The organism is Pseudomonas sp. LBUM1655 (assembly GCF_059716085.1).
Window position 1 is genome coordinate 715,834 of sequence record NZ_CP166801.1, and the last position, 18,052, is coordinate 733,885.

The 18,052-nt window shown below is 58.2% G+C and carries 4 protein-coding genes; 2 read left to right on the forward strand and 2 right to left on the reverse strand.

Features of this window, described 5'->3' with window-relative positions:
- Positions 1–40 precede the first annotated feature (40 nt).
- Positions 41–7,123 (forward strand): TcdA/TcdB pore-forming domain-containing protein, encoded by a 7,083-nt coding sequence (locus tag ACA074_RS03130; protein ID WP_497678421.1) that lies wholly within the window; start codon positions 41–43, stop codon positions 7,121–7,123.
- Between the two features lie 285 nt (positions 7,124–7,408).
- Positions 7,409–14,470, forward strand: coding sequence for a TcdA/TcdB pore-forming domain-containing protein (locus ACA074_RS03135; RefSeq protein WP_497678422.1), 7,062 nt, complete (start codon positions 7,409–7,411; stop codon positions 14,468–14,470).
- A 79-nt stretch (positions 14,471–14,549) separates the two neighbouring features.
- On the opposite strand, the gene ACA074_RS03140 is transcribed toward ACA074_RS03135, so the two are convergent.
- Together ACA074_RS03140 and ACA074_RS03145 are read right to left on the reverse strand one after the other, a co-directional pair.
- Positions 14,550–15,146: a MarC family protein gene (locus ACA074_RS03140; protein ID WP_187678526.1), complete on the reverse strand. Its 597-nt coding sequence runs from the start codon at positions 15,144–15,146 to the stop codon at positions 14,550–14,552.
- Between the two features lie 64 nt (positions 15,147–15,210).
- Positions 15,211–17,988: a hybrid sensor histidine kinase/response regulator gene (locus ACA074_RS03145; protein WP_497678423.1), complete on the reverse strand. Its 2,778-nt coding sequence runs from the start codon at positions 17,986–17,988 to the stop codon at positions 15,211–15,213.
- Positions 17,989–18,052: the final 64 nt, after the last annotated feature.

Here is an 18,052-nt window from a genome sequence, read left to right on the forward strand (position 1 = left end):
TGTCCGTCTAATGCTTTATCAACTCAAGGATGGGGATGTAATGGGTACTTCGGAAAGTCACCAAGGGCGGTCTGCCTTTATTTCGTCGCAAGAATATTCAACTCTGCAAACGGTGTTGAGTGAGTTCTCCGGTTCTGCCGAGTACGCGGCACTTGCCAGGCACTATCAGGGGGTAAGTAAAGCAGTCGATGTGGCGGAGAAAATGCTGTCGGCAAAACTGTTTCAGGAAACACTCGCGTCCTTGCTGCGCCAAAAGGTAACACCGGTTCCTTCAGCAATCGACCAGATCTACGACGGACTAGAACAGTATGTGACGACGCTGTCCGATACGGTAACCCTGCTCTCGGGCGCTGCTACGCCCGTGCCCAAAATCATGCATTTCGTCTGGGTAGGCGGTAGCGAGGTTGGCAACATCCAGCGCGATTACATGAACATCTGGCGCGAGGTTTTGAAACCGCAGGACTACAAGTTCAACCTTTGGTACGACAGTGATGCGTTACTGGCTTTTGAGATGAATCGCGTGATTCTCGACAGTGCCAGGGTGCATGCAATGGAGTCAGGCGGGAGTGACGTGACGCAGTCCCGGCAGTTGTCGCAAATGATTGAAGACCGCGCCCGGGTTTTGAAAAATCAGATGTTCGACTATCTCAACCAGCCGCAGTGGGCGGGTCGCACGGACGAGGCGCGTATCGAGCTGATGGTTCGTGCTTACGGCAAGGATCGCGCGACGCTAGAGGCTTTCCGACAACGCTGTCTGGACACGCATCAGGCGATGGCCGGGCAGGATCTGCAGTTGCGGGATGTCAAACATGAGTTCGCGGGTCACTTTTTACAGGACGTCTATCAGCGAGAAGTCGGTATGCGCGGCAACTTTGCGGCGGCCAGTGATGTGGTGCGGTTGCAGGCCGAGTATCTGGAGGGTGGTCGTTACAGCGATATGGATTACTTGCCGCCGCTGGCCGATAAGTTGGGGGGCGTGGATATAAGCGGCTTCAGTGATGAACAGCGGTTGGGCGTGTTGCAACTTTTGCTCAATCATAACGAGGCATTGATGCCCGGTCGGGACCGTCAACGCTACGTGGATAGAACCGACGAGGTTCCGGCTCGCGTTAAGGAGGCCTTGCTCGCTTTCGCGCGCAGCCAACCCGATGTCCATGAAATATTCGTTGCGCCGCGTGATGCCCCAGTGCCCAAGAATGGATTTCGTATGGGGACTCAGTTCGACCGGGAAATGAATGCTCATTTTGTGGCTCACGCTCAAAGCGGTATGACCCTGGCAATCATGCAGTTGATTCGCTTCAACTATGACGCTCTGCAGGCGATTGAACGAAGGGCTGCCGAGGCAGGTGTCAGTTGGGCGCAAAGCGACAGGTTGCTGGATGTCATTGAAAACGTACTGAATGAAAAAAGAGCAGAAGGGGGGCTCAATCAATCCGTTAAGGATTTTTTGGGTAATTTGGGGCAGGCCATTTTCGGTTACTACCAGGACGGTATTCGAATCGAAGCTCGCGGCACTATCGCCCTGACCGGTCCCGGTGCCGCCATCACTGGCATCAAGCAATACATTGAAACGCATCTGCACGCGGACTCTCAGGTCGCTATCCAGGAACGACTGCGGCTGGCTGAAGGCTACAACGTCAATACCGAAGAGGAAATGATCTCCGGCTGGACCGTCAACGATGATCCCGAGAAATGGCTGGTCAAAGAACAGGAGAAATGGCAAACCGGCAAGCTCAAATCACGTTATGCCGGCGATCTGAATGACCTGCTCAAAGGGCAGACACTGACCTTCAAACAAGGCTGGCCGCTCATCGAAGGCAGGCCGGTGCTGTTGACCTCCGTCCTGCAACAACTGATGGAGACGCTGGGCGATCCGTTCATTCGTGCAATGAAGGACAAGTTGAGTGGTGACATCACGTTCGATAAACCAGTGGCCATCGGTTTCGACGTCCGCCAGCAAATTCTCGCTCAACCCGTCAGCGAGCTGCCGCCGTCTCACGGTGCCGAATCCACCAGCCACTTGAACGAACTGTTTACCCGGGTTGCACACGGGTCGCTGACGGTCGAGCAACTCAGCCCGTTGTTGCGCGTGGTGCTGGGCGGGATGTTTGGCGCTACGCGTCTGGACACCAGCGGTTTTGCCGGTGCGTGGCAGCAGGCCATGGACCTGGCAACGCAAACCGCCGAAGGTGGCCTGTTCGCCCGTTACAACGCGCTCGAAAAAGCCTTGCGCCAACACGCGTCCCCGGCGTTTGAAGTGGGTCTTGCGAACGCTCGTCAGCCAGGCACGCACACAGCGCGCGAACTCAAGGTACTGGCTATGACAGATCCCTTGACGTTGCACCAGTGGGGTGAGCGCATCGGGCAAATCAACAGCACCGCACAACGTGAATATCACACGCAGATCCTCAGGCGCGGTGCGCAGGTTCGTGCCGAACTGTTCATGGCCGGGGCCATTTCCGCCAGGCAAATGCCGCAGGATCTACTGATGCGCACGCCGGGCGATCCCGGCCGTCGGTGCTATCCGCTGGCACTGTTGATGGCGGCGGCACTGACCCAGGGCGACTCGGCCGAACGCGCGCTGATCGGTCGAGTGGCCAATGCCAGCCTGACCCCCGAAGACGCCGACTCGCGGGCGTTGCTGTCGGCGCTGGACGAATTGCAAGCGCTGCCGTTGAACGATGTCGGCAAGCCCCAAGGCACTCACAGCCTGGAAAGCATCGCACAAACGCTGGAGGCGAAAACGGCTCCGAGCGTCATGCTGCTCGATACCGGCAATCACGCGATGCTGGTGGCAAAAATGCTCATGGGCAGTCAGACGGTCTACCGTTTTTATGAGCCTAACTTCGCGATCTACGGATTTTCACGGGTTGAACAGCTCAAGCAAGGCATGCAGCGCTACCTCGCCGGCGATAACGGCGCGATGGCCAGACTTTACGGTCTCGCGGATGGAGAGGCAGCGCGGTTCAACGTCATTGAACTGAACACCACAGAGCTCGCCGGCAAAGTGCTTGCGTCGAATACGCGGCTCGACAGTTTTTTGCAGAGTGGGCCAATAGTCGAGCCCAAAACGGCTTCGGTCTGGGAAAAACAAGCGGTGGGGCGCCGGCGCTCGCTGAACGAAAACGCGCGGATGGGGGCCAGTCTGGCGCAACTGGACGCCCGTTACTGGGCGCAGGAATTCGATCAGGCCAGCAGCAATCTGCGAACCGAGCACTCGCTGGGCGGTGAATATTTGCCGCTGTTGGATACGCTTGAACAAAAGCCAGGCGCGGGTTACAGCGTGACGCTGGTGGATGCGCACAATCCGCAGAACACCCGAGTGGTGACCACCCATGATGTGCGGTTCAGCAAGGTCAAACAGCATATTCAGCGTCTGGTGAAGACGCTGGCAGGCAAACCAACCGCTTTGGGTGAAGCCGACGGCGGCAGTCGATTGAGTTTTGCCTTTGCGATCCAGACCCTGATCACCGAAATGCGCAATCGTGAATATCAGGCCGGGGAAGGTCAGGTACCGGCGTTGTCGATCGCACTTCAGGTGCAGGTCTATGTCAGCTATGCCCAGTTGGGTTTTGGCGTGTTGAGTGATTCGGTGCAGTTGATCAACCTGGTTCGGCAGGTGGCGGCCAGTGAGCAAGCGCTGGCCCTGCGCCAGTCATCGCTGTCGGCACGGCTGCTGGGCAAGGCTTCGATCGTGGGCGGGATCGGCTTTTCAGTCATCAATATCGGCTTCGATATTTATGGCCTGACGGTGGCGGAAAACCAGGAGCAGCGCTCGCGGCTTGCCACTCAATTGACCTTCAATGTGGCGGCGCTGGGGCTCGACATCGTGGCGCTGGCTGTTGGCGGAACGGTGGGCGCCGCTGCGGCGATTCTGTCGGTGCCGTTGCTTGGCGTCGGCATTGGCGTGACGGCCATCGCCAGTAATCTGGGGCAGATCAGCGACAAGGCCAAAGGCGTGGGCGCACATTTGCGCAAGGTTAAAAACGCCTACGGGACCGCCGGTTACTCCCGCAAGGACGGGGTGTTGCGATTCGAACCCGAGGCCGTCATCACGTTGCTGGATCTGCAAAAGAATCAGGTGAGCTTTGACAGTCAGAAGTTCTATCCCATGGTTCGCGGTGGTTTGGAGTTGCCGAAATACAACGACGATCCCATGCAAATTCACCGGGCAATCGATATCCGTGAGGCGTTGAAGCTTCCCGGCAAGATTGGCCTGATCCGGGTTGTCCCCGACGATATCCAGACTGTGGTGCTGCCCTGTACGCCTGTCTGCTATTACGGTTACGAATACCAACTGGGAACGCCAGGATATATCTATCAGTCCATGTCGGGAGAACGGCACGAGAGTCGGGCATCGAGTGAGGTTCCCACATCGGTATTCTCTGGTTTTTTCCCCGGCCTGGCGCTGGCGAGTCTGTTCGACGACCGGATCGAAACCTGGTATCCCGACTTGCGTAACAGCGTCGTGGAGAAGCTGGAGTATGACGAGCTAGGTAACCAGCGGTTCTATTTCACCGTCAATACACCTCTCCCGCACATTCTGTACAAGTTGCATCCGATCTATAAGCCGACCCATATCGAGGTGCGGCTGGATGAGCATGTGCGTCAGTTACTGATTCCGGAGCTGCCGCCGGAATGGAAAAAACTGATCTCTTATGCGATTACCGCTCAGTCAGGGCTTTATCAGCTCTGGCTCACGCCCGGGGTTAAAGCGGTGACGCTCGATGATGTCAGCTACGCGAAATGGGTGATTCACGCACCTTGGGCTGGCCTTGAACGCGTCACTTTCGACGGCGCGAACCTGATCGTCGACGGCATTGTGCTCAATGCCTTCGAAGGAATGATCGAACTGGCCAAGGGTGAGCTATTCCAGGTGGACTGGCAGGAAAAAAGATTGCTTCTGCTGTCTGTCTCGCTCGATGCCAAGAGCACCGTAGCGCAGGTGCTCTCGCACATGCGTAAACGGGCCAGGGAAAAGCGTTTGGTATCGGCATACGTGCCGCTTTACAAGTACACGGTGCCTTACACCTCTGCCAATCAACCGGTCGTCACCAACGCGTTCTATGAGGTAGCGCGTGACCGCTTGCTCTACGCCCGCAACCTGCCTGAAACCGTCAATGAGGGTGTCGTTCTGGCAGGCGCCAACGCGCAGCACGCATGGTTCTACCATCCGGATTATGCAACGGTCTGGCGCGTCGATGCGGTGACCGGCACGGTCATCCACCGTTATCGACTGATGAACCCGGCGAGCGGTGCAAAGATCATTGGCTGTGTTCAGGATGCGCACAGCACTCTGCGGATATCGCAACGAATGCTGGAACAGAGCGAGGTCGAAACGACCCTGGAGTATCGGATAACGGGTTGGGCAATCGAGTTGACGGGTATCAAGACCTCATCCCGGCAGCACGACTACGTCCACAAGCCCGGTGCGGTTTACTGGTCCTCCTTGATACGTCACTTTGCCACGTCGCGCCCTTTCAAGGATGCAACGCCTGGCATGGGGGGGGCGATCAGCACCGGGGGGCTCGCCAGATTTGTGCATGCGCGTGCCTACGTTCTCGAAGGGCTGCGTGATCAGGCCTGGCTTGGCCTGAGCAGCGGCCGCTATTTCCGCGCGGGGCTTGGCAGTCAGCCGGACATGGTGATGCTGATGCCGCATCAACCCCAGGACTTCGCGATGCTCTTTTACAGTAAAGAAAACGGGGAAATCAGCCGTGGTATCGAACCTCGAACAGCAGGGGCCGAGTATAGAAATGAAGTGATCGAAAGGGGCGTCAGCGAGGTTACCCAAGCAGGCGAACGTTACATTGCCACCAAGAACGATGGTCGTTTGTTCGAGATCGACCCATTGGGGGCGTTGAAGTTTGTCGGCCTTGGTCAGCGTTGGCTGCAACGTCACCCGGATTGGCTAAGCGCATTACCTGCGCTGGCCGCCACCTATCGAGCGGCGCCTTTCCCGATCATCGGTTTGGGCAGTGTTTCCGGCAGCGCGTTGCTCGCGGTGTGGTGTATCGAGGAGCAGGTGCTGCTGGCCGATGTCGCTGGCGGCAAAGAACTGGCGTTGCTTGGGCTGACCCCGGACAAACAAGCGGCCTGGCTACTGGATGTCTCGGCCGGGCAACTCTATCGCCAAGCGCTGGTGTCGATCGAGGCATTACGCGGGGCATTTGCCACGGGCACCCGGCTGCTGGACCCCGAGCAGTTGCCGATGGCGAAAAAAGTCTGGGACCCATGGTCATTTGCCGAGGTGCTGGTGCAGGGGCAGGGCTTGCTCGGGCGTACCCGCGAAGGCGTCAACCTGGAACTGCTGGATCAGCACCCGGCACGTATCGTCGGCGTCGAAAAACAATGGGTGTCTATTGCCGGACAGACTCCGCAGCAATTGCAGGCCCGCTTGAAGGCGTTGCTCAAAGGACAGTCCCATGCACCGGTTCTGCACGTCGAAAACTCTTCGGATCGCTACACGTACTTTGTGCCGGAACTGGACCAACTGTTCGATATTTCCGGTCGGGCTGATGGCCAGTGGGCGGTGTTTCTTGGCACGCGCAACCAGTCGATAGCGATGCTCTTCGATCCGCTGGATAGCCTGAACTCCAGTCGAGAGTCGGAACATGCCGTTTGGGTGCCTGGCCAATACGCCCGGCGCGAGGGTGAAGTACTGTCGCTTGAGATGAGCGGTGAGGTCACTGATGTCCTGGACATGTTGCCTGACGGGGTCGACAAGTTGATTCTGGGGTTTGGGGCGCAGGCGTTGAGTTATCAAGTGTCGGAGCAAGCCTGGCAACGGCTGGATTGCATTGTGGTCGATCCCCGGCGCCCGTTGGGAGCAGAAACCACCAGCACCTGCACGCTGATGCTGGACATGGACGCCAATGAACGCCTGTTGGTGTCGTTGGTCGACGGGCAATTGGTGTTCACTGACTCGGACAACGCTCACAGCCTGATCGTGCGGGATGTCGTGATGCAAGGTGAAGAGCAGAGCGTAGCGATGCAGATCGGCATCAAGATTCGCGCAAAGCAATACTTGCGGGGAACCGGGGAGTGGCTCAACGCATTGTCAGCAGCGCGAGGCGATGAAGGACATGCCTCAGTGGAAACACTGATAAAACAGTTACATTGAAATATCAGGTCAAACTGAAAGTGCAGGGCCGCGAATATATATTCGCGGCCCTTTTTATTTTTAATTGGTTTTAATTTGTGTTCTGTTGCTCAGGTTTTATTGGTGTTTTTCCCATGAGGGGTTGCAGTGAAATATACAGAGTGAAATTTATTGTTCTCTCGCGTTGATGCGTTGTTTGGTGGTTCTGGTCTTTGAAAGAAATTGAGTTTTATCTCGTTTGAGTTTTGCTTTTGTTAGTGGCTAGCTTGGCCCTGGAATGTTCTGTGGAAGTCCTTGGGGTAAGTTATGTCAAATGTTGAAGGTGTAAGTAATGATAACTACGTTAACTTTTCTGAGCTGTTCAGGCGTGCGGATTTCGAGCGCACACTGTCGCTGCATAAAGAAAGTAAGCATTATGAAGCACTGTTGCGCTATTACTCCGCCTGTGTGAGTGCCACCGATACGCAGCAGTTGATTGAACCACTGAGATTATTGCGCCAGACACTGGAACAACTGTTGGGCAATAGCCGAGTGCGGCGGGAGTTGGAACCGCCGGTGGCCACGATTGAAAAACCGGCCGCAGAGCTTTCGCGAATTTACGACAAAGTTGAAGCCTTCGAATCACGCGTTCATCTCGGCGTCGAACTGATTAAAACTGTACCGACACCCGTTCCAAAGACCCTGCACTTCGTCTGGCTCGGTGGCGGCGTCGGCCCCATCCAGCGTGACTACCTCAATGTCTGGAAACAGGTACTCACCGGGCAGGGTTACACCCTTAATCTCTGGTTCGACAGTGACGCGTTACTGGCGTATCAGACCAATAAACTGATTGTCGAGGCGGCCAAGGCGGATGCCTTGGCGCAGGTCGCAGGTAAAACAATTGCCGAAGATGCACTGGCCGATCTTTACGAAGCGCGCGCCATTGTGCTTAAGCAGCAGATGCAGGCGCACATCGATGCCGCCGTGGCTAACGGTAAATCCGCCGATGACGCTCGCATCGATTTGCTGGTTAGCGCCTATGGCCAGGACGAGGCGCAACTGCAAGCACTCAGAGAACAAAATCGCAGCAGCTTGCAAGGCATGCTGGGGGGGGATCTGCAGTTGCGTGATCTCGACAACGCGACAACGCCATTACAACTGCAAGATATCTATGAACGGGAAATCCGCTTGCGCGGCAATCTGGCGGCCGCATCGGATGTCGTGCGTGCCGAAGTCCTGCATGGGGAAGGCGGCAGCTATGCCGATGTCGACAACTTGCCGCCTCTGGTGGAAAACCTGAGCGGTGTCGACCTCAGTGTTTTGAGCGTCGACGCCCGCCTGGGCATTCTGCAGTTGCTGCTCAATCACAACCCCGAATGGATGCCGGGCCGTCAGTCTTCCAACAGTTACGCCAAAAGCATTCCGGCAGAGCATCTTGCGGCGCTTGAAGCGTTCGCCAAAAGCGGCCCGGCACTGAGTCAGGTTTTCCAGGCACCGACCGATTTGCTGGCGCGACCGTTCATGTTGCGTGCGGTGGCCGAAGGCAGTTCGACGACCAATGCTTTCTTGATGGCGCATGCCGGGTCGGCGACGCTGCAAGCGGTGATCGAGCGCATCCGCTTCAATTACCGGTTGGTCGACGAGACACTTCAGATGGCTGCGCAACGCAATGTCGCACTGACCGACTTCGACGGTGTGCTGCCACTGGCTCTGACCGTTTTGGAAAAAACCTACGGCCGGCTGCGCGAACTGCCGAATCAGGAGGAGATCCTCGCAGGCTTTCTCGCCAGTGCCGCCGCCAGCTACTTCAGTGACGGCATCCGTCCTCAGAGTGAAGGCACCATCTATCTGACCGGCCCCGGCGCGATACGCGACGGCATGGTCGATTACGCCAAGGCACACCTGACCCCCAGGCAGGCCGAGATGATCCGCGCCGAAGCGGCCATTGCGCGCTATGCGTCGGTCAACCGTGCCACCGAAGAAGAGCTGGATCACTCCTGGAAAGACAACGCGAACGATCCGGTGAAATGGGTGGAGGACGAGCAGGCGCGCTGGCAGCAAGGTCAGTACACGACCCGCTATAAGGGCGATATCGCACAGTTGCTCAAGGGCTCAATCATTGAGTTCGAACAAGGCTGGCCGTTGATTGAAGGTAGAGCGGTGCTATTGACTGACGTATTACAGCGTCTGGTCGACGGGCTTGGCGAACCGTTCACTGAGGCCATGCGAAAGGGGCATGATGGTGCAATCAGGTTCGAGAAGCTGTTGCCGTTGAGTTTTGCCGACCGTCAGTTGATCAGGAATCAGCCACTCAATGCGCGGCCACCGGTTTTTCTCAACGATCAGCGATTCCGGAGTCTGGGGCTGGATGAAGTGTTGAGTGCGCTGGCCCATGGCGAACTGTCTCTCGTCGAGACAACGCCACTGCAACGTCTGTCACTGGGCGTGTTGCTGGGGATTGATTCACTGCACAGCCAGAACTTCGACCGCTTCAGTGGCGAACTGGACAACCTGGCCAACAGTGTCCGTGAGTTGGGAGCTTCGAATCGTTATGCAGTCATTGAAAGACACCTCTATAGCCGCCGTGATGCGCAGTTTCTTAGCGGTCTTGCCGGCGATATCGCAGAGTCGGCCGCATCGATCAGCGCGCTGGATCTGAAAAAAGCCGCACTGATGAAGGCACAAACACTTCAGCAGTGGGGCCGATACGCCGCGCAAATTCAACAGACAGCCACCCTTGAGCATCGCTTGCAGATCAGCGAACGGATGGATCAGGTGCTCGGCCAGATCGAGGCCAACAGCGTAAAACCGGTGCCGCAGGATTTGTTACTGGGTGGCGCCGGCGAAGCCATCGGTGGGCGCTGTTATCCCTTGGCACTGATGATGGCCGCCGCTTTTGCAACCGGGGAAGTGGCTTCACATCGGTTGCGTGAACGTTTTTATCTGTCCGTCATTGAGCCGCAACAGAGTGATTCGCAGGCTTTCGTGCAAGTGCTGGAGGAGCTGCGAAGCGCTCAACTGAGCGAAGTGGGAACGACGCTCAGTCGTGCTGATCTGACACAGGTCACCGCTGCACTGGAGAACCATGCCAGCCCCCGAACATTAATGCTCAACTCTGACAACCACTCGATGCTGGTGGCGAAAACCGTTGTGGGTACGCAAGCCCTCTATCATTTTTACGACCCCAACTTCGGTCTGTTCGAATTTGAAAGCCCCGCCATGTTCAAGCGGGCGCTCGAGCACTTTTTTCTGAAAGTGGGCATGGCCAAATACTATGCCGCGTACGGTGGCAGTGTCCGTCCGACCTTCGATCTGATTGAACTGGATGGCGCAAAAGTAGCGGCCTTGCCATTGTCCGGCGGGATCGATGTGGCGAAAGTGCTGACGAACGATCCGCTCCCGGGTCAACCGCCAGGCAAGCTGCGTCAGCGCCTGAACAGTGCCCACGGTCGATCGCTGGTCGACAATTCGCATTTGGGTGCCAGCTTGCTTGGGCTGGATGGCCATTGGTGGGGGCAGCAGATCGCCGGCGCTACCACTGCGCTGCAAGAGCTGCATCCCTCGGTCACGCCGTTGGTGCCGTTGTTCGAAACGCTGGAGATCACCGCCGAAGGCAAATATCGGCTGAGCCTCGTCGACCCCTCGATACCCGAACACGTGGTTCAAGTGGTCAGTGATGACCACCGATTGTTGCGGATCAAGAACTGGCTGTCCGAGCAGTTCTCCACTCTGGCACGCAAACCGATCGACAGCGTCGGTGTACTGGACCCTACCGAGGCCGGCGCTGTTCATACCCTGAACGCAGGGTTCTCGATTCAGGCACTGATGAATGCCTTGCGTGGACGTGAAGGCGAGGATCGGACGCTGACCACAGCGGTGCGCCTGCACGCCTACCTCAATTACGCGCAGTTGGTGCATGGCAATGTCGTAGACGTAGTCGGTCTGATTCAACTGGTCAAAACTGCGCTGGGGGAGGAGAAAATCATCGCCCGCACCTGTGCCTCGGTCGTCACCGAAGCGTTGGGACATGCGGCCAATGAAGGTGTCGGCGCCGTGCTGGGGCTGGCAAACGTTGGTTTTGATATCTACCAGTTGGCGAGCGCACAGAACGACGTCGAAAAAGCACAGTTTGGGACACAGCTGGCCTTTGACTCGGCCAGCCTGGCATTGACTGCCGGGGGGGTTGGTGCCGCCGTGGCAGGCGCATCCACCGCCGCTGCAGTGTTGGGTGGTGCCGGCGTGATTCTGGGCGGGCTGGCGGTCGGTGTCGCGGCGCTCGCCCAAGGGTTTGCCGGTATTGCGCGCAACGCCCAGGATGTCGGGGCGTTTTTTGCAGACATGGAAGGCGCCTATCGCGGGCTCGGTTACCGCTTCGATGACGCGCTGGGGGCGTGGGTCGCGCACCCGTCGCTGATTGTCAAAAGCATTGATCTGACCGCTGGCAAGGTGCTGTTCGACAGCCAGAAGCTCTACCCATTGCGCGACCATTTCGGCGTCCCGGATTTCGACTCCGATTACGCTCGGGCGATCAATATCCGTCAGCAGTTAGGCTTGCCCGGACAGGTCCAGTTCTTCCCGGCTGCCAGACAAACCATCGTCCTGCCGTGTACGCCTCAGACTTGTTATGGGTATGAGTACAAGGCGCTACCATTTGCCTCTTGGCGGCATGATCGCGGTTTCGATACCGCCCGGCGCCTGGAGAGAAAACTGGCTGATGGTCAATGGCTGTTTCTGTTTTCGTTTTACTCGTTTCCTTCGCATTACATTGTTCATCGTCTGTTTCCCGAGTATCGCGACACCGTCATCGACGTACACCTCGATGCGGTCGAACGCACCTTGGTAGTGCCGTCGCTGCCGACTGCCTGGCGGGGCAAGGTGTCGTATCGGATCTCCAGCGCCGGTGCGTCCTGTTCCGTGCTGCTCAATCACGGCGCCAGCATCGAATTGCACACGCCGAGTCAGAAGCAGGGCCGCTGGGTGCTGCAGGCTGGCTGGGCCAATGAAGAGAACATCCGGGTCGAGCTGTATGGCGAGCTGTACATCGGCGATGTTCACGTGAAGATATCCGGCCATGGACGCCACTCGGTGTTGATCCGTACGGCCAATCAGCAACTCTTCAGCGTTGACTTCGGCAAGCGTCAGCTGAACATCATTGAACAAAGCGCGCATGAAGGGCTCGATGAACAAGCGTTGCTCGAACACTACAAAACCCTCGCCCGAGAGCATCGTCTGGTGCTGCCGTATACACCGGTTCATAACTGGTTGATCCCGTTCGAATCGCCGCAGGAGCCGCGTTACACCACCGCCTGGTATGACGCCCGGGAAGAGCGCTTTCTCTATATTCGCAACGAGAAAATCGCCGATACCGAGGACGCGCAACTGGCCTTGGTGGCCAATGGATTTGCTTATTTCTACCTGGCGGACAGCTACAACATCTGGCAGGTCGATGTGGTCAGCGGGCTGCTCAAGGTTCAATACCGGTTGCTGGTGCCGGAGGGCGAAAGTGCGATTGGCCCCGTCGAAGTCGATGAGCACGGCGTGATTCATTTGATACAAACCGTCAGCAGCCCTTATGGCACTCGCCGGTTCAATTACCTGATTCATCAGGAGCAGTTGCTGCTGAGTTCCGTCACCCATGCAATGGCGCGGGAGCTGCAAGCGAGCGTGTTCGCCCACGAGTCGCTGGCCGACTGGTCGACGGTGCTGGGCAAATACACGATGGCTCGTCCCAGTGCGGAACGGGACGGTGCGACGACGGTTGACTGGCAGCCGGCGACTTACGTTTCGGTCAGTTGGAAATTCGAACCGGACAGACGTGACATCGTATGGGTTCGCAGCCGTGATCGATTGTTGATCCACCCGTTGCCGCTTCCTCGCCATGCCCGTGGCTGGCCCGACTCGATCAAGAATCTGACCGAGCTGGTGCTGCTGCCGATGACGGGCGCAAGCGATGTGTATTTCATCTACAACCGCCTCGACCAGGTTCTTTGCCGACTGCAGCGCGACGTGGCGCAGGGCAAGCAGCAGTGGTCGCATCGTTGGGTCGAACCAGAAGGGCTCAAGCAGATTGTGGCGGTGGAGAACGGCTACCTGATACTGGATGAAGAGGGCCGACTCTTTAACCTGACCGCACAAGGTGAGGCGCAATTGCACGGTGTCGGCGAGCAGTGGCTCAAGGGGCGTGCACATTGGTGGCAGGCACTGGAACCGATTTCCAAACGTTACCCGGTGGAGCGGTTTGCGATTGTCGGATTACGCAATGCCGCCGGTGATGGCCAACTGAGTGCCTGGCATATGAGCAACCGCGTGCTGTTATGCGATCCGGGGCGCGACAAGCCCGTGCGCGTGCTTGGCATGACGCCGGATAATCGAACGGCCTGGTTGTTCAGTGTTTCCGATGGTGAAATCTGGCGTCAGGCGTTCGTCGATCCGCAGCAGCTTGATCGCGCCTTTGGCGAGGGTCAGCAGCTATTGCACCGCGATGCTTTACCGGCTCCCGAGCAGGTGTGGAGCGCCTGGCATTTTGCCGAGGTGACAGTCGATGGCGCCGGGTTACAGGGCACCACTGTTGAGGGTGTCACGTTGCGACTGGGTCATCAGCAGGCGCCGGTGGTCATCGGTGTTGAAAGTCGCTGGGTGACTGCGCAGGGCGCGCCTCTGATCGAACGCCTGCAAACCTTGTTGGCTTGTGCCGATCATGGTGACTTCGTGTCCGTGGCGTCCGGGCCAGATCATTTGCAATGGTATGACGTGAAAAGCGCCCGACTGGTGAGTATTGCCGCCACCGATTTACCCACGGACTTTGTAATGCTGGGCACCCGGAATCAGTTCAAGGTGTTGTTGCATCAGCGCCGGGAGGGAACGGTGCAGGTTTATCCGGGCAAGCACAGCATCGGGCCGTTCGATTACATCCAGCGCGATGGGCACGTCTTGACCGTTGAAGGTCATAACAGAATGAATGATCTGCTACCGCTGCTTGCCGATGACATCAATACGTTGGTTGTGCGACTGGGGCAGGGCGGCGTGACCTGTCATTTGTCAAAGGCTGCCTGGCAGAGACTGGATGCTGTCATCGTCGATTGCCGGCATGCGCTGGGAGAAGTGCCGGCAGTGCCGGGCAAGTTGCTTTGGGATTTTGAATCGCCGGAAAAGCTGCTGTTCGAGATCGTTGAGGAGCATCTGGTGATCGTTGACCCTGAGAGTGAACACTCGCTGATTTTCCGTGATGTGTGTTCCCCTGATCCGGCGTTGCGCGGTGAAGTGTTCCTGGCATTTGGCAAGCAGCAATCCCACGCCATTTCTGCGTGGGTGCAGCGGTTGCAGGCTAGGACGGCACGCATGGCCAACGTCACCCCGCAGACGCTACTCGCAGAGCCGGCCGCCCGCTAAAACCGGCGGATAACAAAACGCCGCGAACGGTATCGTTCGCGGCGTTTTACTGTCAGGCGACTCTCGCGGGCGCCGAGGCTCAGGGCACCAGATAGCCTTTGACCCCGGTGAAGATGATCTGCGCCGCCAGTGCGCAAACGAACAATCCCATCAAGCGACTGACAATCTGCAAACCCTGGTCGCCGAGAATCCGTTCGATGCGGTTGGACAAGTACAGCACCACACCCACGGTAAAACTGGCCAGCGCAATACTCATGATTGCCGTGAGCTTGTCGTCCCAGTGCGGCTGGCTGACGCCCATCACCAGCAAGGCACCGATGGTACCGGGGCCGACGGTCAGCGGAATGGTCAGCGGCACGATAGTCACGTCCTGCTGCACGTTGTCGCTTTGCACCACCGACTTGCCTTGCGCCATGCCCAGGGCCGAGATGAACAGCACACTGCCGGCGCCGATGCGGAACGCATCCACAGTGATGCCGAACACATCGAAAATCACCCGCCCGAACAAATACAGCAAAACGCTGGAGACCAGCGTGGCGATGGCCACTTTCCAGGCCAGGCGGCGTTGCTCCTTGCGCGAATAACCACGGGTCAGGCTGATAAAACAGGACAACACGAAGAACGGGCTGTAGAGCACCAGCATCTTCAGGTAAACGCTGAATAACACGTGGAGCATGGTGCAAGCTCACTGGCGAGGGAAGTCGTGGGGGAGTCTATCAGGCGCTACCGGGTCTGTCGGCTCACGACGGTTGCGTGGTCGTCCGATTCTGCTCGTCACGCTGGGCGACCCAATGTTCGATCAACTCGCGCAGTTGCGACAACTCGACCGGCTTGGACATATGCCCATCCATCCCCGCCTGGCGTGCGCGTTCCTTGTGTTCGGCGAGGATGTGCGCCGTCAGCGCAACGATCGGCGTGCGGATGCGTTGGTTGCTGACTTCCCAGGCGCGCAATTGCTGGGTCGCGGAGAAACCGTCGAGGATCGGCATTTCGCAGTCCATCAACACCAGGTCGTAACGCTGGGCTTTCATCGCTTGCAGCGCTTCTTCGCCGTTGCTGGCGGTGTCCGGTTGCAGGTTGAGCTTGCCGAGCATGCCGCGAATCACTTTGGTCGAAATCGTGTTGTCTTCGGCGACGAGGATGCGGAAGTCGCTCGGCACTTTGGCCGCTGTGGCCGGGGTGAGCACTTGCGGCTGGAACACCACCTGGCCTTTGTTGCGCTGGTTGAGTTCGTCCGCCAGGGTGGTCTTGAGGGTGTAGCCGGCCACGGGTTTGGCGAGGATGCGTTTGATTCCCGAGTTGCGCGCAATGATCTTGCTCGGCGCGTTGCTGATGCCGGTGAGCATGATCAGCAGGATGTCGTGGTTGAGGCTCGGGTCTTCCTTGATCTTGGCCGCGAGCTGCATGCCGGTCATGCCGGGCATGTTCTGGTCGAGCAACACCACATCGAAGTAATCGCGCAGGTGCGCCTTGGTGCGCAGCAGGGCCAGCGCTTCCTTGCCCGATGGCACGGCGCTGACGTTCAGGCCCCAGGCGCTGCACTGCTGCACCAGCACTTTGCGGCAGGTGTCGTTGTCATCGACCACCAGCACCCGCGCGCCTTGCAGTGGACTGTCCAGATCAGAGGTCGGGTGTTCGAGGCGATCAGGGTCGAGCGGCAGGGTCAGCCACAAGGTGCTGCCCTGATTGGCGCCGCTCTTGATGCCGAATTCACCGTTCATCAAGCGGATCAATTGCCGCGCGATCACCAGCCCCAGATTGCCGCCCAGACGATTGGCCGAGAGGAAGTGCTTGCTGTGAAGTTCGGCGTGCATGAGCGCATCACGCTCCTCCTGTTCCATCGGCGCGCCGCTGTCCTGCACGGCAATGCGCAGGCGCGGTTTGCTGTTGCGCTCATCGAGGGCGACGACGATCAGCACTTCGCCTTCGGCGGTTTTCTTGAGGGCATTTTCCAAAAGGCTTAACAGGGTTTGACGCAGGCGGGTCGGATCGCCACTGATGACGCGCGGCACTTGCGGCTGAATGAAGCTGATCAGCTCGACGTTCTGCTGTTCGGCCTTGGCGCGGTAGATGCTCAGGCAGTCATCGATCAACGCGTTGAGGTCGAATTGCACGTCGTCCAGTTCGATCTGCCCGGACTCGAGCTTGGAGATGTCGAGGATCTCGTTGATCAACGTCAGCAGTTCGTTGCCGGCGCTGTGGATGGTCTGCACGTAGTCGCGTTGCTTGACCGACAACGGCGTGCCGAGCAGCAGTTCGGTCATGCCCAATACGCCGTTCATCGGCGTGCGGATCTCGTGGCTGATCTTGGCGAGGAATTCGGCCTTGGCGTTGATCTCGGCATTGCTGGCGGCGAGGTCGCGGCTGATGCTGAAGCGGCTTTCGGTGATGCTGCGCTGACGCTCGCCCAGCGCGATGCTCATCAACAGGCCGCTGATACAGATGAACGCCATCAACGTCATGATCAGGCCTTGCGGTGCGACCAGTGTCAGCCCCAGCAAGGCCGGAAGAATGATCAGCGTACCGATGTTGAACACCACCATCGCCGCGACGAACAGGCGTGCCGGGCGGTAGCCTTTCTGCCAGTGATAGAACGCGACAAACAACATGCTCAGGCCGGCCAGTGCCACCAGCGCGTAAGTGATGATGTTCAGCGGCAGGGTGTTGACGAACAACAGCAACAGACTGCAAATCACGATGAACAGAATGTCGCCCAGCAGCAGTTTGTTCAGCGGATGCGGGCCGAGTGGGGCGAAGAAGCGCAGTGCAAACATCAGCCCGGCCGGGGCTGTCAGCAGCAATGCCAGATAAGCGCCCGGGGTCTGGATCGCGTGCCAGTTCGGCAGCCACGGGCCGGCGAGATTGAGCAGCAGTAACAGGCTGAGCCCCAACAGGCCTTCGCAGACGGCCAGCCACAGGCTGCTGCGCGAACGCGAGTAGGCATAGCGCACGAGGTTGTGCAGCAGCAACATGCCGAGGCAGCCGAACAGCAAACCGAAGATCAGCGTTTGATTGTGATTGGCCGCGCTCATCACGGCGGATTGCAAGGTGATGTGCGGGCGCAACTGATGGTCGGAGACCATCCGCAGATAGATGTCGAGGGGTTTGTCACTCTGGGGCAGTGGCAACAGGAAATCACTGCTTGGCAGCGGCCGTTCGGCTTGGGGCTGGTCGGTGCCGGTTTTGCGTTGCTCGATCAGCTTGTCGCCGTCCAGCACGTACAAATTCAGGTGGGACAGATCCGGGGCGAAGATGCGCAGCACTTGTTCGTGCTGGCCGGGTGCGAGCTTGAAACGCAGCCACAAAGCACCCTCGGGCCCGGCCGCGGTGAGGCGGTCAAGGTCGATAGGGCTGAATTGATTGATGTAGCGGGCAGAGCGGATGTCGCTCAGCTGAAGGTCGCCCTGATCGTCGAGCAATACCGACCAGCCACTGCCTTGCGTGGCCTGGGCCGGGAGCATGCAGAGCAAGGTCAGCAACGTGACGGTGAAGCTTATGGCAATCCTGAGCCAGCGCACGGCGAAATCCCTTCGTAGGTTGATGCCAGAATATAACGATGCGCGGCAGCGGAACAGCCCGGCG